Raw genomic sequence first — 23,492 nt, forward strand, 5'->3', positions numbered from 1 at the left:
CTCATTTACGCATTCCTCATGGCAGGGATGTCGAGCAGAGTTTGCCGATGAATTGGCAATGTTGCAATTGTTTGACAAACGCTTTGTGCAGACTCTAAGACTCATGCTGACAGGCAGTATTGCAAGAATCAGGATTGATATAAATGAACATGACTTCCGCTGAAATTCGTACAGCGTTTCTAGAGTATTTCCAGCAACATGGTCACCAGATTGTTCCAAGTAGCTCTCTGGTCCCTCATGACGACCCGACATTACTATTTACTAACGCTGGGATGAACCAATTTAAAGATATCTTTTTAGGATCGGAAAAGCGTGATTACACGCGCGCGGTAACCGCGCAGCGTTGCGTGCGCGCCGGTGGCAAACATAACGACTTAGATAATGTCGGTTATACTGCTCGCCACCATACTTTTTTCGAGATGATGGGTAATTTCAGCTTTGGTGATTATTTTAAGCATGATGCGATTAACTTTGCCTGGGGTTTTTTAACCGAGATCTTAAAGTTACCTAAAGAGAAGTTGCTGGTTACTGTGTATGCGGAAGATGATGAAGCGTATGATATTTGGAACAAAGAAGTGGGTTTGCCAGCCGAGCGTATTGTCCGCATAGGGGACAATAAAGGGACGCGTTACGAGTCAGATAATTTCTGGCAAATGGGCGACACCGGACCGTGCGGACCCAGTAGTGAGATCTTCTTTGATCATGGCGAGCATATCTGGGGTGGGCCTCCAGGATCGCCAGAAGAAGATGGCGACCGTTTTATTGAGATCTGGAACTTGGTGTTTATGCAGTTTAACCGCCAAAGTGATGGTCAGATGCTTCCATTGCCTAAACCGTCTGTTGATACAGGGATGGGATTGGAGCGGGTCTCTGCGATTATGCAAAATGTTCACTCCAATTATGAGATTGATACTTTTCAAGATCTTATTCAAGCTACGGCTCGTTTAATCGGGTGTGATGACCTGAGCGATCAATCTCTACGGGTCATTGCGGATCATATTCGCTCGTGTAGTTTTTTAATCGCCGACGGGGTGATGCCATCGAATGAAGGGCGTGGGTATGTGTTACGACGTATTATTCGCCGCGCGGTGCGCCATGGCAATCGCTTAGGATGTAAAGATGTTTTCTTTTACAAATTGGTTGCACAACTAGTGCGTATTATGGGGGCAGCCTATCCTGAGTTGCTGACTCAACAGCCAATGATTGAAAAAGTACTGCGTCTTGAAGAAGAACAATTTGCTAAAACACTCGATCGTGGTTTGTTAATCCTTGATGACGCATTAGCTAAAATTGAAGGAACAGAGGTTCCTGGCGAGCTTGTGTTCAAACTTTATGATACCTATGGTTTTCCAGCTGATTTAACCGCTGATGTAGCCCGCGAACGTCATTTCACGATTGATACAAAAGGCTTTGAAGCGGCAATGCAAGCGCAGCGTGAGCGAGCTAAGCAGGCAAGTCAATTTGATGTTGACTATAGTCAAACCATCCAAGTGGATGGCAAAACTGAGTTTGTTGGCTATCAGAGTTTAGCCGCAGATGCCAAAGTTGTTGCTCTTTTTAAAGATGGACAATCGGTGATATCGGCCGAGGGTGATGTGCAAATCGTATTAGATAAAACCCCATTTTATGCTGAGTCGGGCGGTCAAGCGGGTGATAAAGGTTCCATGACTTTTGCTGGTGGTGAGCTAGTTGTGACTGATACCAGCAAAGTGGGCAATGCCTTTGTCCACCATGCGCAGCTTACGCATGGCATGATTCAGATTGGTGATACGCTACATGCCAGTGTTGACTCGCGTAAACGACAAGCAACTGCACTGAACCATTCGGTGACACACTTATTGCATGCTGCACTTCGCCAAGTATTAGGTGAGCATGTGAGTCAAAAAGGCTCGTTAGTGGACGCCAATCGTTTACGGTTTGACTTCTCGCATTTAGACGCGATTGATAATACAACGCTTGAGCATATTGAACAGCTGGTTAATCAACAGATTCGAGCTAACCTTGATGTATCGACCGTGATTATGGGACTTGATGATGCCAAACAAGCGGGTGCAATGGCGTTATTTGGTGAAAAATATGGCAATGAAGTCCGCGTTGTAAAAATGGGTGAGTTTTCCACTGAATTGTGTGGCGGAACCCATGTAAAAACCACCGGTGAGATTGGTTTATTTAAGATCCTTCATGAAACTGGAATTGCTTCAGGGGTACGCCGTATTGAAGCGGTGACTGGTCAGTTTGCGGTTGATTATGTGCAAAAACTGCAACAACAGTTACACATTGCAGCCAGTGAACTCAAAGGGGATATCTTTACTGTTGCTGAGCGTATCGTGCAGCAGCAAGAACGCACTCGCGGATTGGAAAAAGAGTTAGCACAATTACAAGCTAAGTTGGCCGCGCAAGCTGGCGCTAATATTCTTGATCAAGTCCAAGAGGTCAATGGTGTCAAAGTTCTAATCGCTGACTTGGCCGGCGTGGAAGCTAAATCGCTGCGAACTACACTTGATGATCTGAAAGTCAAACTCGGCAGTGCCGTTATTGTGTTAGGGACTGTTAATGGCGAGAAAGTTAATCTTATCGCTGGGGTGACTAAAGACCTTTGCAGCAAAGTGAAAGCGGGCGAGTTGGTCAATGTTGCTGCTCAACTGGTCGGCGGTCGCGGGGGCGGTCGCCCCGATATGGCGCAAGCGGGGGGAACACAACCAGCACAGTTGCCAGCGGCTTTACAGGCGGCGAAGTTGTGGTTGAATGACCAGCTTTAGGTCTCATTTTTTAATAAACGAATGGGGATGATTCGTGGCTTTATTGGTTCAAAAATATGGTGGAACATCGGTTGGTTCGCTAGAGCGAATAGAAGCTGTTGCCAAACGTATTAAGCGACATCGCTTGCAAGGTGATGATGTGGTCGTGGTGGTTTCGGCGATGTCTGGTGAGACGAATCGACTTCTAGAAATGGCTAACGCGTTGGATGAAAATGCACCGGCTAGAGAAACTGATGTGTTGGTTTCAACCGGTGAACAGGTCACCATTGCATTGTTGACGATAGCGTTGCAAAAAATTGCGTGTGATGCGGTATCAATGACAGGTGATCAATTGCGTATGCACACCGATGATGCACATGGTAAAGCACGAATCAAACGAGTCGATGATGAGCCGCTACGCAAATACTTACAAGACGGCAAGGTGGTCGTGGTTGCCGGATTCCAAGGCCGAGCATCTGACAACAGTATCACCACTTTAGGTCGCGGTGGCAGTGATACCACCGCTGTGGCAATTGCCGCGGCGATCAAAGCCGATGAATGTCAAATCTATACCGATGTCGATGGTGTTTATACCACTGACCCTCGGGTTGAGCCCAGAGCTCGCCGATTAGAAAGTATCACTTTTGAAGAGATGCTCGAAATGGCAAGCCTTGGGGCAAAAGTCTTACAGATCCGTTCTGTTGAGTTTGCGGGTAAATATAATGTTCCGCTGCGCGTGCTATCTTCTTTTGAAGAAGGTAGCACAGGAACCCTAATTAGCTATGAGAGGAAAGGGATGGAATCACCAATTATTTCAGGAATTGCGTTTATGCGCGATACAGCAAGCCTGACTATTTTAGGGGTGCCAGATAAACCTGCAATTGCAGCAACCATTCTCGAACCGATTGGTGACGCTCATATCGATGTTGATATGATTGTGCAGAATAGCATGGGCGATGGTACGGCGGACTTTACCTTTACGATCAACCGCAGTGACTATAAGAAAGCGAAAGTTTTGGTGGAACAATCGGCAGAAAAATTAGGTGCACGACGGGTTCACGGGAACAATTGCATTGCCAAGTTGTCTATTGTTGGTGTTGGAATGATGAACCATCCAGGCATTGCTAAAAAGATGTTTGATACGCTGGGTCAAGAAGGCATCAACATGCAATTAATCTCAACATCTGAGATCAAAGTATCGGTCGTGGTCGATGACAAATATTTAGAGTTGGGCGTTCGAGCTTTGCATCGTGCGTTTGAATTAGAAAATGTTGCAGTAGAAGAGAATATTTAGATACCGCGATATTGGATTGTCCATATAGAGTCTGCCTAGCAAAAGGCTTTATGATAGGACCATCTGTTTTAAGGCGAATTTTTCAGGATTTAAGGAGCAACGAATGCTTATTTTAACACGTCGGGTTGGGGAAACATTGATGATTGGTGATGATGTCACAGTAACTGTACTGGGCGTCAAAGGGAATCAGATCCGTGTTGGTGTGAATGCTCCAAAAGAGGTGTCTGTTCACCGAGAAGAGATTTATATGCGGATCCAGGCTGAAAAGAAAGCAAGCCAAGCCGCTAATAGCTAAACGATGAGGTTTAGCTATCAGTAGCCCCTTAGCAAAAAAGGAAGCCTTGGCTTCCTTTTTTATTGCGGGCGCATCGAGTGGGGTGAAACATTGTGGTCTCAGCGGCACTATTAGCTCCGTGTTGCCAATCTGAATAGGATGGAGCCCCATTAGACGCGCATATTTTAGGAAAAGGCTGTGGGCGACTGTGGCCTTTACAGACGCATGAAAGACAGCGATATTTGTTTGGTTTTAATCGAGTTGCTTTTGCGAGGGTGATGACCTTTGGAATACAAAAAGAGGTTATGTAAGAATTTTAGATAAAGGAATAACCAGCAGAATATTATAAGTTCAGGGGATGGCAACAGCTGTGTTCAAATATTCAAAAAGTAATGTGAATTGATTCCGTATCTTTTTTTTGATCGCTTATGCGTTGCGCTATGTTAAATTGCTCGTTTGCTGAGCGAATAGCCATGAATAGTAAAAAAAAGTTTGACTATATTTTTTAAGGCAGTAATATCTGCACCCGAATCGTGGTGAGGTGGCCGAGCGGCTGAAGGCGCTCCCCTGCTAAGGGAGTATAGGGTTTATAGCCCTATCGAGGGTTCGAATCCCTCCCTCACCGCCATCATTCGAATAATATAGTTTTAAGATGCGTGTGTAGCTCAGCTGGATAGAGTACCTGGCTACGAACCAGGCGGTCGGAGGTTCGAATCCTCCCACACGCACCATACTGCTATATTATTATGTCATTTTAATGGCACATGCGTGTGTAGCTCAGCTGGATAGAGTACCTGGCTACGAACCAGGCGGTCGGAGGTTCGAATCCTCCCACACGCACCATTTCTTGATATATGCATTAAAGAGTTAAGTTGTTACGGTAATGCGTGTGTAGCTCAGCTGGATAGAGTACCTGGCTACGAACCAGGCGGTCGGAGGTTCGAATCCTCCCACACGCACCATCGCTACTAATTTATTCTCTATCGTCTTTGCGTGTGTAGCTCAGCTGGATAGAGTACCTGGCTACGAACCAGGCGGTCGGAGGTTCGAATCCTCCCACACGCACCATCATTTATCTCTATTATTATCAACTTTTCTCGTTTGAGCTATTTGGCTGAAACCATGATAGTAAATGGTTTGAACTAATCAGATCAACTCGATGTATTCTCCTTGTCAGCAATATTCTGTATTGATTACTATCAACTCGTCAAAGCGATCATGAGTGTGAAAAAAGCGATAAGAGCTAAACTTGCGCCTGAAATCCAATAAAATCCAATCTGCACTTGTTTTCGCGGAAGCTGAAAATAGAGGCTGATAGCACTCCAAAGCAATGTTAATATCAGTGGCAGTAGAAACAGTCGCGTCATAATGAACGATATTAATTGGGCTATCTTTCCATTCTAGTTCAAGTCGTTTGTTTTCCCAGTCTTTTCCAATGTGTCAGCGATCATATGTTATATATCCAAGGATACTTCTACTAGACTGGCTTTAATGACGGGAAGCTTAATTGAACGAAGAGGCCTTATGTACGACCATTATTTAGCATTGATCTTTGATATGGATGGCACCGTGATTGATTCACTTCCTGCCCATCAAACAGCTTGGGAGCAGATCCTTGGCCAGTACCACATCCCTTACACTGGCGCGCAAATGAACTACCTTAATGGTTGGCCAGCGCTGCAAACAGTTGATTACTTATGTCAGCATGCCAGTATTCACTCATTAGACATCGCAGCGATTAGCGCTGAAAAAGAAGCGTTATATCAAAAAATCGCTCGAAAAATGGTTGTCCCTACACCTATCGTGGATATCGTTAAACGCTACGCACATAAGCCGATAGCGATTGGAACGGGGGCCACAACTCTCGAAGCATCTACATTATTGGCTCACCTTGGCATAGATACCTTATTTCCAGTGATTGTCGGTTCAGATCAAGTCAAAGCACATAAGCCATCACCTGAAACCTTTTTACGTTGTGCCCAATTGCTGGATGTTGCCCCTGAGCACTGTGTAGTGTTTGAAGATGCGCAGGCGGGGTTTGATGCAGCAACTGCCGCTGGCATGACTTATGTTGATGTTCGTAATATATGGCAAGGCCACTATTTTGATGGCATCTAGCAGATTATGAGCGGGCGGTCTGGTGTGTAATTATATCCACTGTTGGTAAAATCACATCGGTCTACATTATCCATTGTATTGACCAATTGAATTGATAGTCTTGACCAATGAGTGTGATTAGTGGTGCTGATTGGATCTTTCAGACTATTCCCGATATGCTTGCTCAATACATATATTAGTTTAATGAGATATCGTTTGAATCAAGATTATGCAGACCGCTTAGACGGTCTAAGACAGCTTACTCAACCCGATCTAGGTAACCAAATTGGTCGTGGTATTGAACGTGAAGCACTGCGTATTCAACCTAATGGGCTTTTGGCAACAACGCCGCATCCTCGTCAAAAGCTTGGTAGTAATTTAACTCATCCATTAATTACTACTGACTATGCTGAAAACTTACTTGAGTTTGTTACGCCTGTTGCACATTCACATCAGCAGTTAATGGCTTCGTTGCAAGATATCCATCATTACGCCATGAGTAAGATGGACGGCGAACTATTGTGGCCGATGAGTATGCCGTGTTTTGTCGGTAACGATGATGATATTCCATTAGCTGAGTATGGTTCATCACATGTTGGCGTGATGAAGCATTTATATCGACGTGGGCTAAAAAATCGTTATGGCAGTACTATGCAGATCATTGCTGGTATTCATTATAATTTCTCGTTGCCAGAGCGTTTTTGGCCGCAATGGCAAAAGCAACTTGGCAATACGCAACCGTTGCAAGATTTTATCTCTGATCAATATATGCACTTGATCCGAAATTTCTATCGCTATGGTTGGGTGATCCCGTATTGGTTCGGTGCATCGCCTGCATTGTGTCATAGCTTTGTCCAAGATCATCCATCACCGTTGGCTTTTAAAAAAGTGGGTAAGGGGTCGCTTTATTTACCTTATGCGACATCACTGCGTATGAGTGACTTAGGCTATACCAGCAGTGCCCAGTCAAAATTACAAATCAGTTATAATTCACTTCAAGAGTATGTGTGCAGCGTGCGCCAAGCGACACAAACCACATCGGATGAGTTTGCCAAAATTGGTGTAAAAGTCGATGGTGAATATCGACAGCTCAATAGCAATATTTTACAAATTGAAAATGAGTTATATGCTCCAATTCGGGCAAAACGAGTGACGCAATCGGGTCAGACGCCGTCTCAAGCATTGTATGAAAAAGGCATTGAGTACATTGAAGTGCGCTCATTAGATCTGAATCCGTTTTCTGCCCAAGGCGTGACGACCCAGCAGTTACAGTTTATCGATACGCTCTTGCTATGGTGTTTGATGATGCCATCAGAACCGTTTGCCACTGGCGAGTTGCAGCAGTGCCGCGAAAACTTAAACCAAGTGGCAACGCAGGGTCGTGACCCACAACTCCAGTTAACGATTGGCAATAAAAAACAATCCGTTGTGCAATGGCGCGATTATATTATGAACGGGAGTACGCAAGTGGCTGAACTGTTGGGCGAGGAGTTTTATAGTGCACTTGATCGCGTTCGGCATCAAGCCCCGCTTTCTGAGCAGCTGTTAGGGCAACTACAAGCCAATGATGAAGACAATGGGACGCTGGCATTAGAACTGGCGCAGAATCATCGTTTAGCCTTGCAAGAGCATGCGTTAAGCCAATGGAGCACTGACCAGTTAGATGCATTAGTTCGTGAGAGCTTAGCCCGTCAGCAAGCGATTGAAGCCGCTGATCATGGCAGTTTAGATGAATACCTTGATGAGTACTTTCAGCGTGCTATGCAGCCGCTTGATTAATCTGAAACGTCTACCTTGGCGGGTCGGTGTCTTGGCCACTGGGGCGTTACTGCTAACCGGGTGCGCCACATCGCCGCCGCGAAACCCGAATAACTTATGTGATATTTTTCGTGAATATCATGGGTGGTATGAATCAGCGAAAGCGATGCATGAGCGCTGGGGAACCCCTGTTCAAGTGCCGATGGCCTTTATTTATCAGGAATCACGTTTTCGCGCGAAGGCGATACAACCTATGAACTATTTTCTTGGGTTTATTCCAACTGGGCGAAAAACGTCAGCGTATGGTTACGCACAAGCCCAAGATGACGCTTGGCATGATTATCAGCGTGAAACCGGTCGCTATAATGCAGAGCGCGATGATTTTTCAGATGCCATTGATTTTATTGGTTGGTTTACCTATAAAACGTACGAAATTAATGGTGTTTCAAAATGGGATGCGAAAGATCAATATCTGAATTATCATGAAGGATGGGGAGGCTATCGGCGTGGAACATACAAGAAAAAAACTTGGTTAATACATGTCGCCCAACAGGTTGATAAGCGTGCTCGTCGCTATGGAGCTCAGTATCGTCAATGTAAAGACGAGCTTAATCATGGCTGGCTTTATCGTTTGTTCTTTGGCTAGAAGGCATGCCCTGAAAGGGTTTAAGAGACAAAGTGTGGCTATTTTCCCACGTGATACTGAAGCCTGATTTGTAGAACCGCCGTAAGGCCTAACAAGAGAGATTTTTATGCCATTATTAGATAGTTTTACCGTCGATCATACTCGCATGCATGCTCCTGCTGTACGGGTAGCAAAAAGTATGACGACGCCAGGTAAAGACACGATCACTGTATTTGACTTACGCTATTGTGTCCCTAATCAAGAGATTTTACCTGAAAAAGGAATTCACACACTAGAGCATTTATTTGCTGGTTTTATGCGCAATCATTTGAACTCCAGTCAAGTTGAGATCATTGATATCTCACCGATGGGATGTCGCACAGGCTTTTATATGAGTTTAATTGGTCAGCCGAGTGAACAGACAGTCGCCGATGCTTGGTTGGCATCAATGGCTGATGTATTACGTGTTCAATCTCAAACAGAGATCCCAGAGCTAAATGAATACCAGTGTGGTACCTACCACATGCACTCATTAGATGAAGCCAAACAGATTGCACAGTCGATTATAGACCGTGGTGTACAGGTGAATAAAAATGATGAGTTAAAACTTTCACCAGAGCAGCTTGCAGCTCTCTAACGATGAAAGTTATAAGAATCCGGCTGTTAGCCGGATTTTTTGTAGCGTGTGTGCAACCATTAATTTGTATCATTCCGAGCATAGAACTCAGGCAAAATACGAGCTTGTCGGATCGCATTGTTATCTATTTCTAAAACCTCGATAGGATAGCCTGCAATGCGCATACTAACCGGTGATTTTGGAATGTCTTCCAAATACTCGACAATGAGACCATTGAGAGTACGAGGCCCATCTGTTGGCAGATCCCATCCAAGCTCTTTGTTAAGATCACGAATATTAGTCGTGCCTTCAACGATATAACTGCCGTCCGGTTGTGAGTGGATCTCTTCGCTTGGCGTCGGTGCGATCGTTGTTGTAAAGTCACCGACAATTTCCTCGAGAATATCTTCAAGTGTCACTAACCCTTGAATATCACCATATTCATCGACAATCAGGCCAATCCGTTCTTTACGGCGCTGAAATTTACCTAACTGGATATTGAGCGGGGTATTTTCAGGGATAAAGTAAATCTCTTTGACCGCGCGTAGCAGCGTGGTTTTATCAAACTGGTCTTTGACTAACAGTCTCAGCGCATCGCGAGCATGAACAAAACCCACGGCATCATCTATTTTGTCACGGTATAATAACAAGCGTGTATGCGAGCTATGCGTGAGCTGTTTGAGGATAGACTCCCAATCATCATTGATGTCGATGCCCGCAATATCATTGCGTGGGACCATAATATCATCAACGGTCACATGCTCTAAATCGAGAATACTGAGTAGCATATCTTGGTGACGGCGGGGAATTAAAGTTCCTGCTTCGTTGACCACGGTGCGCAGTTCTTCGGGATTAAGCGCCGATGTGGCCATTTTCTTAGGATTTATACCAAATAGTCGCAACAACGTGTTGGAGATACCGTTGATAAGCCAAATGATCGGAAAAAGAAACTTCATCATTGGGCTTAAAATCCATGATGAGGCAAAAGCAAAACGCTCAGGATACAGAGCTGCCATCGTTTTTGGGGTGACTTCTGCAAAAATAAGGATAACCAGAGTTAAGCCGAAGGTTGCAATGACCAGTCCATAGTCACCAAAAAGGCGCATGCCTAAGACTGTGGCAATCGCTGAAGCTAAAATATTGACTAAGTTGTTGCCGATTAGGATCAAACTAATGAGTCGATCAGTACGCTTTAGCAGCGCGTCTGTGCGTTTAGCACTGCGATTATTGCTTTTTACCAAATGTTTCAACCGATAACGGTTGAGCGACATCATGCCTGTTTCAGAACTAGAAAAGAAGGCTGAAACAGCAATCATCAAAACGAGTATGATTAGTAAAACACCCGTCGAAATATCATCCAAGAAAGTTACTCCTATTAAACACCAACGCCCATTAAAAGTGTTGGCTTGGATCCTGTCAAGTTACAAATAAATCATAAAGGCAACAACGCAAAATTAATGAGCTGTTTTACGCTTAGATAGGCCGCGAAGGTGAGCGCCCTTATTACATGATTAACGCGTAAAGAGTGCATAAGCCGTGCACATGGTTAATATAAATTGGCGAAGATCCGGCTACCAAAATAGGAAAGGATAAGTATAAATGCACCTAAAAGCGTTAGTATCCCTACTATCCGTCCGCGCCAACCATAACGATAGTGACCAAATAATAGGACTAAATAGACCAGCCAAGCAATGACTGCAAGCACGGCTTTATGCGCCCGGCCATGCTCAAAAATATGATTTAAAAATATAAATCCGGTGAACAGCGAGATAGTCAGCAGCACTACTCCAATACGGATTAGTGCGATCAATTGGTTTTCTATTTTAATTAATGGTGGCATGGATAATTGTAGCGCATGGGGACGATGGCGCTTCAGCGTGTGATCCAAATATCCTAACTGCAATGCAAATAAGGCTGCAATCATCATAATGGTAAACGCTACTAGGGCAAAACCAATGTGCACCATCACTTGAGGGTAGATCCCTAAGTGCAAAATATAAGGGTTGGAAATAAATGCTGAAAGCAGCAGTGTGATACTGCTAGCGACATAGACAACTGGCAACATGACCCACAGTTGAAAATGCGAACAACCCATTGTCACCGATAAACCAAGCAATAGGCACAATAATACCGCCACGTTGATGATACTTAGATCTTGCCCGTTGGTGAGCAACATACTTTGGCTGACCCATACTCCATGAAGTAGTAAAGCGATCCCCCCGCAGATTAAAACCCAGCGGCGATAACGCTTTTCCTGCGTTAGCATCGATTTACAACATGCGTAGGAAGCAGCAAGATACAAGGCGATTACTGGAAGTAGCAGTAATTTCATGGTGATTCAGCGATTCATTGATTGCGACATAATTTTTACAGTATAACGTTCTGTCTAAAGCTCGGCTACCCATCAGATCAAGCTGCGCATTAATGATGCCAAGAAATGCGTTGCTGAGCTGTGTCGATGCGGGCAAAATCAGGTACAATGGACAGCAATTAAGCGAAGGGCAAATCGGGAACGATCAGTGATTGATTTGCACAACCGGTCATATTAAGGATTACCATGTTTGAAAATCTCTCCGAGCGATTGTCAAAGACGCTCAAAAACATAAGCGGCCGTGGCCGGCTGACCGAAGATAATATCAAAGCAACGCTGCGCGAAGTTCGCATGGCGCTACTGGAAGCTGACGTGGCGTTGCCCGTGGTGCGTGATTTTGTCAACCGTGTCAAAGAGCGAGCTGTTGGCCAAGAAGTCTCCAAAAGTTTAACACCAGGCCAGTCGTTTATTAAGATTGTTCAGTCTGAGCTTGAGCAGTCGATGGGGGAGGCCAACGAAGCGCTTGATCTCTCCGTAACGCCGCCAGCGGTGATTTTGATGGCCGGCTTACAGGGAGCGGGTAAAACCACCAGTGTCGCTAAGCTAGCGAAATTTTTAAAAGAGCGTGAAAAGAAAAAAGTATTAGTGGTGAGTGCTGATGTGTATCGTCCCGCGGCGATTAAACAGCTAGAAACATTGGCAAGTGAAGTGAATGTCGAGTTTTTTCCAAGTTCCACTGCTGAAAAACCAGCAGATATTGCATTAAGTGCATTGGATTATGCTAAACGGCACTTTTTTGATGTACTGATTGTCGATACTGCGGGTCGGTTGCATGTTGATGAAGACATGATGGCTGAGATCCAGCAATTGCATCAATATATCACGCCTGTTGAGACGTTATTTGTCGTGGATGCAATGACGGGGCAAGATGCGGCGAATACCGCTAAAGCGTTTCATGAAGCATTACCATTAACCGGGGTGATTTTGACCAAAGCTGATGGGGATGCTCGCGGTGGCGCTGCATTGTCTATTCGGCAGATCACCGGTAAACCGATTAAATTTATCGGTATGGGTGAGAAAACTGATGCACTAGAGCCATTCTATCCTGATCGAATAGCATCACGCATTCTAGGAATGGGTGATGTGCTCTCGCTGATTGAAGAAGTTGAGCGTAATGTTGATCGTAGCCAAGCTGAAAAATTAGCGGCAAAGGTGAAAAAAGGCAAAGGGTTTGATTTGGCCGATTTTCGTGAGCAATTGCAGCAGATGAAAAAAATGGGCGGCATGATGGGGCTGATGGATAAATTGCCCGGTATGGGACAGCTTCCCGCTGGTGTGAAAGATCAAATGGATGATAAAGTAACCATCAAAATGGAAGCGATTATCAACTCGATGACTCCCGCTGAGCGTGCTCACCCTGATGTGATTAAAGGCGCGCGTAAGCGACGTATCGCCGCAGGCTCTGGTACACAGATCCAAGACGTAAACCGTTTGCTAAAACAATTTACCCAAATGCAGAAAATGATGAAAAAAATGTCTGGTAAAGGCGGTATGCGCAAAATGATGAGCCAGATGAAAGGCATGATGCCTCCTGGAATCGGGGGCGGTGGTCGCGGTCCATTCTAAATGCGATCATCCATCTAAACGCTGCTATTCGTGAGCCATCCAATCAATCCGAGTCTAGTTATCTAGGCTCGGATTTTTATTAAAAAACGGTTCGATCATGCTCCATTGTTCTGGACTGAACGTGGTAAGTTGTTTGATCGATTGTCCTAACTCATCTGAGCAGAACAAGTGCTCGGGCCGTCGCTATAAGAGCGGGGAATATCATGAAACAGCTTTTGCATGATGTGTCATTCACCGCATTAATTTTTAAAGTAGCATCGATATCCGACGTCGGATGAAGAGAGAATAGAACAGCATTGTGAATCTTGCGTCGGAAAACAAAGCGGAAGCCTACCGTTTTTCTGGATTAATAAGTTGAAGCCTTGATTTAGGATTCGGAGCAGGTTTGCAGCATGCGTTTAATTCGTCGAATATAGGGGAGTAATAGCCCTGCAATCACAATAACAATGCCACACAGTTGCAATCGAGTAACTGCCTGTCCGAGTATAAAGGAGGTCAGCACTGAGAAGATCGGTACAAAGTTGAAAAATAGCGACGCATTTGCTGAGCCGAGGTGATGCACACCATTTAACCACAATAAATAACCGGCAACTGTACCAAACACTCCGATATATACCAATTCCGATACCCCTAACGTACTGCTATTCCAAAGCTCAGCGAGTGGATGCACTTCTGGCGATACTAGACACATTGCGCCAATCACCGTTGCCCCGCTTAACATGCCGACAAAGGTATAAGGAATAACGGGCATCCATCGGCCGATGCCTTGGCTGAAGTAAGTATACAAACTCCAGGCCAGCATGCCGCAGAAGATTAACTTATCGCCGTGGTTGATCTGCATTGAGAACAGTGTTTCTAGGCGGCCGTTGGTGATCACTATCAGCACGCCAGTCAGGCTGACCAGTAGGCTAAAGCACTGGCCAACGGATGGTCGCGTTCGCAGAGCAATACATGCAATCAGCGAGGTCATTAGCGGGCTGAGCGCCATGATTAACGAACCATTGGTTGCATTGGTGTAAACGAGGCCGGTAAACAGGCCCAGATTGAGCCCACCCACGCCCACTGCGCTAACCATAATTACCCAGAGCCATTGTCGTGAACTTAAGTGAGGCATGGGCCTACGCATCGCTTTGATGTATAGCGCCAGACACATCGCTGCAATCACAAAGCGCCAAAATACCAGTGTCAGCGCGTGTACTTCGTCTAATACGTGTTTCCCTATAGGAAAGCAACTTCCCCAAAAGAAAGTACAGATAATGAGAAGAATAACGGCTTTCAAAGTTGAATCAAATTTCATCGTCACTCCGAATGACTTGTCAAAACGTATTACCTAGTGTATTGATTTCAATAATTGGATAAACAAGCAAAATTAAGACGGTAAATACCATTAATGAAACCTAATTATTCGTTAGACGATCTACGTTGTTTTTGTGCGGTAGCTCGTTCAGGCAGTTTCAAAGGTGCAGCCCAATCTTTAGGGATACCACTTTCGACTTTAAGTCGTCGCATCCGTCATTTGGAATCTAATTTGCAACTTCGCCTGCTAAACCGCGACGCACACCGAGTGGTTCTGACCAGCATTGGCGTACAGTATTTTCAACGCTCAGTCGCATTATTTGATGAGCTTAATCATATTGACGAAGACCTGCATCGAGATAAATATCAACCGCAGGGGAAAATTCGTGTATCGGCGCCAATCAATGCAGGTTCGCAATTCCTGCGCATGATTTTTTATGATTTTCTACTTCAGTATCCGGATATTCAGTTGGATCTAAGTTTTTCCAATTCTTTGATTGATATAGAGGCCGAAGGAATGGATGTGGTTTTTCGGATTGGAACTCCAGTCGTCGATAACTGGATTGCTCGACCGTTAAAGCACATTCACTTTATCTTGTGTTCTCATCCTGATTACGATATTTCAACAATAACCACACCAGACAAGTTGTTGGGGCACCCGACCATTATTTGCCACCCGATGACGCCATGGCAACTGGTACACAAAGAGAGTGGCGAAGAGTTCGACTATTACCCTCAAAAGGGAGTCAGACTAGAAGTCGATGAAATCACGATGCTAACTCATGCCATCAAGACGGGTCTAGGAATTGGATATGTCCCCGATTACTTTGCGTTGCCGATGATGGTACAGGGGAAAATGAGTCATGTTTTGCCTGACTGGCGCAGCAAAGTACGCACACTGTTTATGCTCTATCGTGATCGGGATCATCTGCCAATGCGGGTACGCCTGTTTATCGAGTTCGTTATGCAGCGCTTTGGTGCATGCAAGCTTAGCTAGGTCACTTTTCTAAACTTCTATGGCTAAACTGGATGTGGCTAATTGTCATTGATGGAATTCAAAGGGGTATTTCCTTTAAACTACTTTGATTGAGGCAGAACTGAGGTGCTGTTCGTCTGCCTGCTTGCGTTTGGAACGTTAAAAATAACCAATTTTATCTAATTGTTCAGATTTTATGATCATGGGTATATTGTTAGTTGGTCCTAGTGTCTACTGACTGATCTACATAACTTATTTGCGAGGTGTAGATTGAATGCCCGCGGTGAGCGCTAAACGCATTGCTTCTTCTACTCCGATATCTAATTCGGTGAGCCGATCTCTGGCAATATAGATAGTGAGGCCGCCAATTTGGTAACTCAATGGCACATAAACACCCACCAAATTTTGTTCGCCAAATAACCGCTCGCCAGTTTGCTCGCCAGTGATAAATCCAATCACTTGAGCCCCATCATATTCAATGGCAACGACGCTTTTCATCTCTTTTTTATCGGAGAGATTAAAGACGGCCATCATGTCTTTAAAAGCCCCATAAATGGATTTAACTAATGGGATCCGTTCAAAAATACGTTGGCTTAGCGTGACTAGATAACGGATGCCGTACAGGTTGACTAAAAAGCCAATTAAAACAAGGGCTCCAATGCAAAAGATAAGTCCCAATCCTGGAAAGTAGACCACATCTGGCAGTATCCAAAGTACAAACGGTTTGGCCAGTGATTCGCCAGTCGCGAGTAACCAATAGATCAGGTAGACGGTCAGACCAATTGGTAATACTGCTGCAAGCCCTTTTAACAAGTACGAAAGAATTTTATGCATAACTTCACCTGTATGAAACCCCGCCCAGCATACCTTAAGGCAAAGGCCGGGGGGAATCATTTTTCCTGTTCAAAGCGATTGTTGCTATTACACTGAAAAATGTTGGATGGTGTCAGGTGAGAAATTTGAACTGGTTGGCAAGCAGGGTTAGGTGAGAGGGCAAATGTCGTATGGCATAGCGTAGGAGAAGCGTGAGGGAGCGCGCCTTTTAATGATCTACAATGGCTATGACACCACACCCTCATATGATGTTGTATGTAGGTGTGGTTTAGCTAAAAATAGCTCTTTATGTGGTTTTCTTGGGGTGTTGTGGGCCGCGAGGACCGTAATCAAACTCGGCAAACGATGCGCCGAATTGTTGTAGCCGAGCTGGCGCATCGAGTGGATCAAGCTGTATTTCGATAAAGGTTGCCTGCTCGTTTGTTAATGCGTCAAGAGTTTGTGCGAGCTCTTCATGCGTGTTCACTTTTTGATAATTGACCCGAATATTTGGTGCTAATGCATCTAGCAATGCTTGATAATTCCACTGGGCGATGTCGTTATAACGGGCCTGCTTGCCAAAAATATAGCGCTCGATGGTGTAACCTGCATTATTGAGTAATACAATGACGGGTTTCAACCCCCGCTGAAGCAAGGTTGACAGTTCTTGGGCTGTCATTTGGAATGACCCGTCGCCAATAAATAACCAATGCCGTTTGCTGGGTTGTGCCAACATACTGCCAAGTAAAGCGGGAAGGGTAAAACCGATAGAGCCCCAAATAGGCTGCGCGATGTAATGACAACCCTTAGGAAATGGCAAGGTTTGTAGCGCGATATTAGCACAACCATTTTCCCCAATGACGATATCTGTGCCGCGAAAATATTGGCCAATTTGAGGCCATAGCTGTTCATGGCGCAGTGGTTGTTGTGCTTGATAGGTAGCGCCTCGGCGAGATGGCGGCTTGGGATGGTCGCTTCGATGAGTACATGTTAAGCCCTGTTCTAGCATGCTATCGAGTAATACTTGGGCGTTGACGCCTTCATAAACGTCACCTGCGATAGTCACTTCGAAGCCTTGTAGGTAGATTGTCTGTTCAGTGGGCAGCCCTACAGCTATTGGACTCCCTTCTTGGTAGCAGGGTGCGGTGGCAAGGATAAGATCAGCCTGATTAAGCCACTGGGATAGTGATGACTCGGCGCTGGCGGGGTAATAGCCTAACCACAATGGTGATGTTTCATCTAAAATGGCTTTACCTGTTAAAAAACTGGCATAAGGGATGTTGTAGCGATCAGCAAGCTGTTGTAACTGGTCACTAATTTGAGCACGTTCGGCGTCCATATCAATGAGCATCACTGGGCGTTTTGCCTTCGCAAATTTCGCTTGTATTGCCCCCATTGCGCTTTGCTGCTGGCGCGAGTCAAAGCCTGCGGGAGCTCGCGTTATGGGAACATCATTGGTTTTAATTTCAAGATAGCTCAGATTCGATGGAACTTGCAGATAAACAGGACAACGTTCTTGCCAGCAGTAGTTGAGCGCCCGGTCAATTTCTTGGCTAGCATTTGCGGGGGTTAGACAGGCATCAGTGAGGGTAAACTGCTTGAGTGCAGTGCGCACATTATCAAAATTGCCCTCTGCCATCGTATGATGCAGTTGTAATCGGTTTCGGATGGCATACATCGGTGGTACACCGCTAATCATCACGACTGGAATATGTTCGGCAAAACTACCTGCAACGCCGCATAACGCACTAAGATCGCCAACGCCATATGTTGTAATCAGCGCAGCGATGCCATTGCTGCGCGCATATCCATCAGCCGCATAGGCGGCATTGAGTTCATTGCAGGTGCCGACAAATTCAATACCATCGACTTCACTGAGCTGTTCTAATAGTTGTAAATTGAAATCTCCTGGAACGCCAAAAACGTAACGAATGCCCATCTGTTTTAATCGTTGCCAAAGATAATGGCCCATGGTGGTTTGTGTCATCACATGCTCCTTTAACGCGCGTACGGCTAACATAGTGATAAATATGCCGTTTTGTGAGTAATAGCCCCAAAAATGATAAATATAAGCATATGGGTACTAAAAATAATAAAACTGCCCACAATATACATGTTATTGCCTGCTTAATATTTTGCCTCGATCGACTTTTAGGCGAAAAAATGCACAAACACTTCTATTGGTATTCAAATTATCTATAGGGGAGCATCAAAATAAAGCCGAATAATGAGCTAGTTTGTAAACAAATATTTATTCATAACGAAACATGCTGGGGTAATAATGAATTGCTGATGATAACAGCGCTCATGGGGCAATTAGATAGGTTAGAACTGTGGGACATCGGTATAGCAATGAGTCAAAAGCCACTAGCGGCTTTTGACTCATTGTGAGCATTATACTGCCGCAAACGCTTTGGCGACCTGCTCGACATTGTGATGATTAAGCCCCGCAATGCAAACTCGGCCATTGCCGACTAAATAGATCCCATGTTGCTCACACAGTGTATTGACCTGTGCGGCGTTAAACCCGGTATAACTGAACATCCCATTTTGACGAAGGAAATGACTGCAATCGATATTGGGTTGAACTGTTTTCATGGTGTCGACCAAGGTGTGGCGCATGGCGATAATCCGTTCTCGCATGTGGGTCACTTCTTGACGCCATAACATATTGAGCTCAGGGGTATTGAGAACCATTGATACCACCTGGGCACCAAATGCAGCAGGGCTTGAGTAGTTACGCCGAACGGCTGCTTTAAGCTGACCTAGCACGCAGAGCATATCGTTTTTATTGTCACAGACGACCGATAATCCACCCACGCGTTGACCGTAAAGGGAAAATATTTTAGAAAACGAGTTAGAGATTAAACAAGCCACGTCGGCGCGGGCCATTTCTCTGATGACAAATGCATCCTCATCTAAGCTATGAGCAAAACCTTGGTAGGCGATATCCATAAATGGGATCAGTTGGCGGGCCTTGGCGACTTCAATGACTTGTCGCCATTGTGTTTGAGTCAAATCAGCCCCTGTTGGATTATGGCAGCAAGGATGCAGTAGTATAATACTTTTTGCTGGCAGTTGATTAAAGCAGGCTAACATCCGTTCAAAGTCAACCCCTTTGGTTTGAGGGTTGAAATAAGGATAGCGATTTACTTTAAACCCAGCGCCTGCGAAAATTGCTTCGTGATTATCCCATGTCGGATCGCTGACCCATACTTGAGAATCACTAAAATAGCGCTGTAAAAAATCAGCCCCAACTTTCAGTGCCCCTGAGCCCCCTAAGCTTTGAATGGTCGCCACACGCTCTTCGGTTAAAATGGGATGGTCATCACCAAATAGTAAGCTTTGCACCGCGCTGCGATAAGGTGCGAGACCTTCCATGGGTAGATAGCTGACTGCTTGGGTTAAATCTAAGCGTGTGATGGCTTTTTTAACTGATTCAAGCTGTGGAAGTTGAGCATTTTGGTCGTAGTAGAGGCCAATGCTTAAGTTAACTTTGTCAGGACGCGGATCATCTTTAAACTTTTCCACTAATGACAAAATCGGGTCGCCTGCATAGGGCTCGACGTGTGAAAACATGAATTTCTCCTAGGCTAGATAACGGTTGGGTCGATGGTTTAACGCGATAATTAAATTGAGCACAATCGCGCCCGCAATTGAAGCAAATAAGATCGGTAGCTTAACAATGTAAAGAGACGCTAAAACAACACAGATATCAACCCCCATCTGCAATTTTCCTGCTCGGATCCCATGATTTTTCTGCAAAAATAGCGCTAAAATATTTACTCCGCCTAAGCTGGCTTTATGTCGGAACAGCACGACAAACCCCATTCCCATAATGACATTACCAAAGAGCGTCGCATACAGTGGGTTTAGATTGGAAAAATGGACAAAATCTGGGTGCAACTCAGAAAATAATGAGACCATTGCAACTGAGGCGAATGTCTTGAGCGTAAACTCCCAGCCCATACGTTTAATCGCTAAATAATAAAAGGGCAAATTGATGATAAAAAAGATGCTTCCAAAGGAAAATGACCAAAGGTAATGGAGTAAAAAAGCGATCCCTGCGGTACTGCCTGTTAGCCCCCCAACCTGTTTAAGCATATCGATGCCAAAGGAGATCAATAGACATCCCATGACGATCGCTAACGCATCCTCAATCCAGCTGTGTGGCGCAACTTGGATAGTTTTACTGCAGCTGTGAGCTGTATTAGTCATGATTCACCCTTGCGATTAAAGTCACCCAATAGTGTGTAAAATACCTCAATATAATTTATTTGTGCATTATTTTTTATAATATGGTTAAGATGCTCGATATTTAATTATATTTTGCACAAAATTGGTGATTTTGCTCTTTTTTAGGGCAAGTTGTTTTCTTCATTCACAATCTGATTCTCTTTTAATCGATCTAAAATGACCGCCGTCTTGATCTGGCTCACCCCCTGATAACCTGACAGTGTCGTTAATAGTTGGTTTAAACCGTTTAAATCAGATGCAGCGACCTTCAACTGATAATCATACTCTCCAGTAATTTTATAGGCATCGAGGATGGCGTTATTGCAGTGGATTTGCTGATGAAAGTACTCCACTGCATCGGGGCTATGATCGTTTAAGGCGACTTCAACTAACCCCTGTACTTGTAATTTCTGGGCTTTGAGTGCCAACCGCGCTTGGTATCCTTCAATATACCCTTGTTGTTCTAGTGCAATACGTCGTCTTGAGCATTGTGATGTGGACAGACCAATCAATTGACTGAGTTCTTGATTTGTTAGTCGGCCATTACGCTGTAGTAAGCTTAAAATCTGGCAATCATAATTATCGATAGCGTTCATCGAATGCGTTCCTTTTCTAAAGAATGAGAATACTCATCTTTTTAAATTATTGATAAAGCTTGGTCATCAATTGGGCAAATTGGTCAAAATCGAGTGATTGTTTGGGGGCCACTTTGGCTTGGCTTGGGTTCGGGTGGATATTGAGCATGATCCCATCGACGCCGAGCAGGCGTGCAGCGCAGGCTAAAGGTGCAATATCTAAAGGATCACTGACACCATCGCAAGGATTTAGCAAAATAGGAAGGTGGGTTCGCTGGCGCAATAATGCAATTGCACTTAGATCAATAATTGAGCGGGTTTGGTGATCCGCGCTGCGAATACCTCGCTCACATAAAATGACCTGTTGATTGCCTTGAGCAAGCAGATAATCAGCCGCGCTGAGCCATTCATCTAATGAAGCGACACTGCCTCGCTCTAACACGATGGGACGGGTGGTATTTCCCGCAGCTTTGAGCAATGGATAATTTTGCATGTTGGCGGCGCCAATTTGTAAGATATCCACATGAGCGACAATTTGACGAAGGTGCTCTAGATGAGAAACTTCGGTCATATTGAGGAGCCCTTTCCCGTGGGTAGCTTGTTGTAACCAATCAAGTCCTGCCAGTCCCGGCCCTTGGTAATCATATGGATTACTTGATGATTTAAAGCACGCACCGTGGATCACTTGGGCGCCATGATCCCCTGCCATCTCGACACATTGCTCTAAACGTTCTTGGTCTTCGAGTGTATCTGGACCGGCAAACACCATGAAATGGCCCGCACCAATGGTCTGATTACCAACGGTGATGGTGGTTTGCTCGGGTTTATGGATTAAACTCGAAAGTGGAGCTTCTTGCTGGCGACTAATCACTGAAGGGCGATCTTGAATTGCATTGATGGGTTGACTTGCCAGCATAGGGGGTGACAGATGCGCAGATTTGAGCTCGGCGGAAGGGTAACAGCCGAGTACTTTAATAAACTGAGTTATCCGCGTGAGCTCAGCTAATGCTTGCTGCATCGATTGTGATTCAACATTTTCAGCAACATCTATATAAAATAGCTCTTGCCATGGATTTCCTTGCATAGGGCGAGATTCCAAGCGTGTCATATTAATTTGCCGGCTTGCTAATACCTGCAATGTATCAGCTAATGCGCCAGGATGTTGGCCGGTGGACATGACTAAGGTGGTTTTGGCTGGGATCTGTTCGGAGACTTCAATAGGGCGGCGAGCGACCGCAATAAAACGGGTATAGTTTTCTTTTTGATTGGCAATGTTGCCCTGAATGCTATGCAACTGATACATTTGCCCGCCGGTTTCACTGCCAATGGCAGCGATACCGAGATCATCACTTTGTGCGACCAACTGCATCGCTTTTGATGAACTATCGACAAATTCAAATTTCAGATGCGGGTATTGTGCTAAATATTGGCTACATTGTGCGAACGGTTGAGGATGGCCATAGAGCGTATGGATTTTCGTTATTTCGATGGGGTGTTTGACTAATATTCCGTGATCAACAGGGAGGTTGAGCTCACCTATGATCGACAGGCTCGTTTGTTGTAGTAAATCATAAACTTCATTAATGCTACCTGAGCTGGTATTGGCAAGCGGCAGTAGGGCATAGTCTGCTTCGCGCTGCTCAACTTTATGGATAATGCTGTTAAACGTCGTACAGCCGATCTCAACTAACGGTTGTGAATGCGCTTCAAAGTAATGGTTCACTGCAATATTACTGTAAGAGCCTTTATTCCCTAAAAAAGCCACGCGTAATGGTTCATCTTGTTGTGGGAGCTGTTGATGATGTTGTTGAACCTGTCGATGCTGGGCGCGTACTGAGTCATCAATAATGAGTTGAAAAAGGTTGGTTACATAGCGGGGGCTGAGTTGATACACGCGTGCTTTTTGAGCAAGCGATGCTAACAGTGTTTCTTCCCGAGATAAATCGCGGATGGGTAACTGCCGGGCCAATTTATACTCACCGACTTGTGTTGTCAGTTGCCGGCGAGCGGCTAAAAGTTTTAGGAGCTTCTCATCGAGCTTAGTAATTTGTATGCGAAGTTGGTTTAATTCGGTCATTATTATTGCTCTAATTATATATATAAAAGGTATAAAAAAAGCCTCCCAAATGGGAGGCTTTTCGAATTGCTATGGTTTCTTTATGAACGCAAGCATTCGGCCTCCCCGGATGGGGTGGTAAAAAAGAAACCAAAAAAGAAAGTGCGATTTATATATTGCATAATGCCAGACTAAAAATCC

18 protein-coding genes, 5 tRNA genes and 1 other annotated feature are annotated in these 23,492 nt (G+C 44.9%); of the genes, 14 read left to right on the forward strand and 9 right to left on the reverse strand.

Features of this window, described 5'->3' with window-relative positions:
• Nucleotides 1-143 precede the first annotated feature (143 nt).
• From alaS to luxS, 12 genes are all read left to right on the forward strand, one after another.
• Nucleotides 144-2,759, forward strand: coding sequence for an alanine--tRNA ligase (gene alaS / locus ABUE30_RS12040; protein WP_408624029.1), 2,616 nt, complete (start codon nucleotides 144-146; stop codon nucleotides 2,757-2,759).
• A 34-nt stretch (nucleotides 2,760-2,793) separates the two neighbouring features.
• Nucleotides 2,794-4,032 (forward strand): aspartate kinase, encoded by a 1,239-nt coding sequence (locus ABUE30_RS12045; protein WP_408624030.1) that lies wholly within the window; start codon nucleotides 2,794-2,796, stop codon nucleotides 4,030-4,032.
• A 103-nt stretch (nucleotides 4,033-4,135) separates the two neighbouring features.
• Complete coding sequence (gene csrA, locus ABUE30_RS12050) at nucleotides 4,136-4,327, forward strand: carbon storage regulator CsrA (RefSeq protein WP_131913677.1); 192 nt, start codon at nucleotides 4,136-4,138, stop codon at nucleotides 4,325-4,327.
• A 514-nt stretch (nucleotides 4,328-4,841) separates the two neighbouring features.
• Nucleotides 4,842-4,934: transfer RNA gene (locus ABUE30_RS12055), tRNA-Ser, on the forward strand.
• A gap of 26 nt (nucleotides 4,935-4,960) precedes the next feature.
• A tRNA-Arg gene (locus tag ABUE30_RS12060) sits at nucleotides 4,961-5,037 on the forward strand.
• 35 nt (nucleotides 5,038-5,072) lie between these two features.
• Nucleotides 5,073-5,149 (forward strand) — tRNA-Arg (locus ABUE30_RS12065).
• Nucleotides 5,150-5,191: 42 nt separating this feature from the next.
• Nucleotides 5,192-5,268, forward strand: a tRNA-Arg gene (locus ABUE30_RS12070).
• Nucleotides 5,269-5,297: 29 nt separating this feature from the next.
• Nucleotides 5,298-5,374 (forward strand) — tRNA-Arg (locus ABUE30_RS12075).
• A gap of 456 nt (nucleotides 5,375-5,830) precedes the next feature.
• Nucleotides 5,831-6,424: a beta-phosphoglucomutase family hydrolase gene (locus tag ABUE30_RS12080; RefSeq protein WP_408624031.1), complete on the forward strand. Its 594-nt coding sequence runs from the start codon at nucleotides 5,831-5,833 to the stop codon at nucleotides 6,422-6,424.
• Nucleotides 6,425-6,619: 195 nt separating this feature from the next.
• Nucleotides 6,620-8,182, forward strand: a complete 1,563-nt coding sequence (gshA, locus tag ABUE30_RS12085; protein ID WP_408624032.1) for a glutamate--cysteine ligase — start codon at nucleotides 6,620-6,622, stop codon at nucleotides 8,180-8,182.
• A complete protein-coding gene (locus tag ABUE30_RS12090) occupies nucleotides 8,145-8,807 on the forward strand; it encodes a transglycosylase SLT domain-containing protein (protein ID WP_408624033.1) in 663 nt (220 codons plus the stop codon). Before gshA ends, ABUE30_RS12090 begins: the two co-directional genes overlap by 38 nt.
• 106 nt (nucleotides 8,808-8,913) lie before the next feature.
• Nucleotides 8,914-9,423, forward strand: a complete 510-nt coding sequence (gene luxS / locus ABUE30_RS12095; protein WP_408624034.1) for an S-ribosylhomocysteine lyase — start codon at nucleotides 8,914-8,916, stop codon at nucleotides 9,421-9,423.
• Nucleotides 9,424-9,482: 59 nt separating this feature from the next.
• Here luxS and ABUE30_RS12100 read toward each other — a convergent pair whose 3' ends face one another.
• Both ABUE30_RS12100 and ABUE30_RS12105 read right to left on the reverse strand, forming a co-directional pair.
• Nucleotides 9,483-10,763: an HlyC/CorC family transporter gene (locus ABUE30_RS12100; RefSeq protein ID WP_408624035.1), complete on the reverse strand. Its 1,281-nt coding sequence runs from the start codon at nucleotides 10,761-10,763 to the stop codon at nucleotides 9,483-9,485.
• A gap of 185 nt (nucleotides 10,764-10,948) precedes the next feature.
• Entirely contained in the window at nucleotides 10,949-11,734 is a 786-nt protein-coding gene (locus tag ABUE30_RS12105) for a cytochrome C assembly family protein (protein ID WP_408624036.1), read from the reverse strand.
• A gap of 225 nt (nucleotides 11,735-11,959) precedes the next feature.
• On the opposite strand from ABUE30_RS12105, the gene ffh reads away from it, so the two are divergent.
• Complete coding sequence (gene ffh, locus ABUE30_RS12110) at nucleotides 11,960-13,339, forward strand: signal recognition particle protein (protein ID WP_408624037.1); 1,380 nt, start codon at nucleotides 11,960-11,962, stop codon at nucleotides 13,337-13,339.
• A gap of 367 nt (nucleotides 13,340-13,706) precedes the next feature.
• Here the strand turns inward: ffh and ABUE30_RS12115 are convergent, their stop codons facing one another.
• Nucleotides 13,707-14,636, reverse strand: coding sequence for a DMT family transporter (locus tag ABUE30_RS12115; protein WP_408624039.1), 930 nt, complete (start codon nucleotides 14,634-14,636; stop codon nucleotides 13,707-13,709).
• Between the two features lie 93 nt (nucleotides 14,637-14,729).
• Between ABUE30_RS12115 and ABUE30_RS12120 the strand changes: the two genes are divergently transcribed.
• Nucleotides 14,730-15,632 (forward strand): LysR family transcriptional regulator, encoded by a 903-nt coding sequence (locus tag ABUE30_RS12120; protein ID WP_408624041.1) that lies wholly within the window; start codon nucleotides 14,730-14,732, stop codon nucleotides 15,630-15,632.
• Between the two features lie 231 nt (nucleotides 15,633-15,863).
• Here the strand turns inward: ABUE30_RS12120 and ABUE30_RS12125 are convergent, their stop codons facing one another.
• The 6 genes from ABUE30_RS12125 to pheA form a co-directional block, all read right to left on the reverse strand.
• A complete protein-coding gene (locus ABUE30_RS12125; protein WP_408624042.1) occupies nucleotides 15,864-16,445 on the reverse strand; it encodes a DUF502 domain-containing protein in 582 nt (193 codons plus the stop codon).
• Between the two features lie 286 nt (nucleotides 16,446-16,731).
• On the reverse strand, nucleotides 16,732-18,411 hold the full coding sequence (locus tag ABUE30_RS12130) for an alpha-keto acid decarboxylase family protein (RefSeq protein WP_408624043.1): 1,680 nt from the start codon (nucleotides 18,409-18,411) through the stop codon (nucleotides 16,732-16,734).
• A gap of 407 nt (nucleotides 18,412-18,818) precedes the next feature.
• A complete protein-coding gene (locus ABUE30_RS12135; protein ID WP_408624044.1) occupies nucleotides 18,819-20,003 on the reverse strand; it encodes an amino acid aminotransferase in 1,185 nt (394 codons plus the stop codon).
• Between the two features lie 9 nt (nucleotides 20,004-20,012).
• Nucleotides 20,013-20,642 (reverse strand): YitT family protein, encoded by a 630-nt coding sequence (locus tag ABUE30_RS12140; RefSeq protein WP_408624045.1) that lies wholly within the window; start codon nucleotides 20,640-20,642, stop codon nucleotides 20,013-20,015.
• Nucleotides 20,643-20,782: 140 nt separating this feature from the next.
• The gene (locus ABUE30_RS12145) at nucleotides 20,783-21,256 is read right to left on the reverse strand and encodes an Lrp/AsnC family transcriptional regulator (RefSeq protein WP_408624046.1); all 474 of its coding nucleotides are present in this window, start codon (nucleotides 21,254-21,256) and stop codon (nucleotides 20,783-20,785) included.
• A gap of 46 nt (nucleotides 21,257-21,302) precedes the next feature.
• Nucleotides 21,303-23,312 carry a prephenate dehydratase gene (pheA, locus tag ABUE30_RS12150; protein ID WP_408624047.1) on the reverse strand — a complete coding sequence of 670 codons (2,010 nt, stop codon included), beginning with the start codon at nucleotides 23,310-23,312 and terminating at the stop codon, nucleotides 21,303-21,305.
• 31 nt (nucleotides 23,313-23,343) lie between these two features.
• Nucleotides 23,344-23,470 (reverse strand) — a sequence feature (Phe leader region).
• Nucleotides 23,471-23,492 lie beyond the last annotated feature (22 nt).

This window comes from Celerinatantimonas yamalensis (assembly GCF_046054155.1).
In the GTDB taxonomy this organism is placed as follows: domain Bacteria; phylum Pseudomonadota; class Gammaproteobacteria; order Enterobacterales; family Celerinatantimonadaceae; genus Celerinatantimonas; species Celerinatantimonas yamalensis.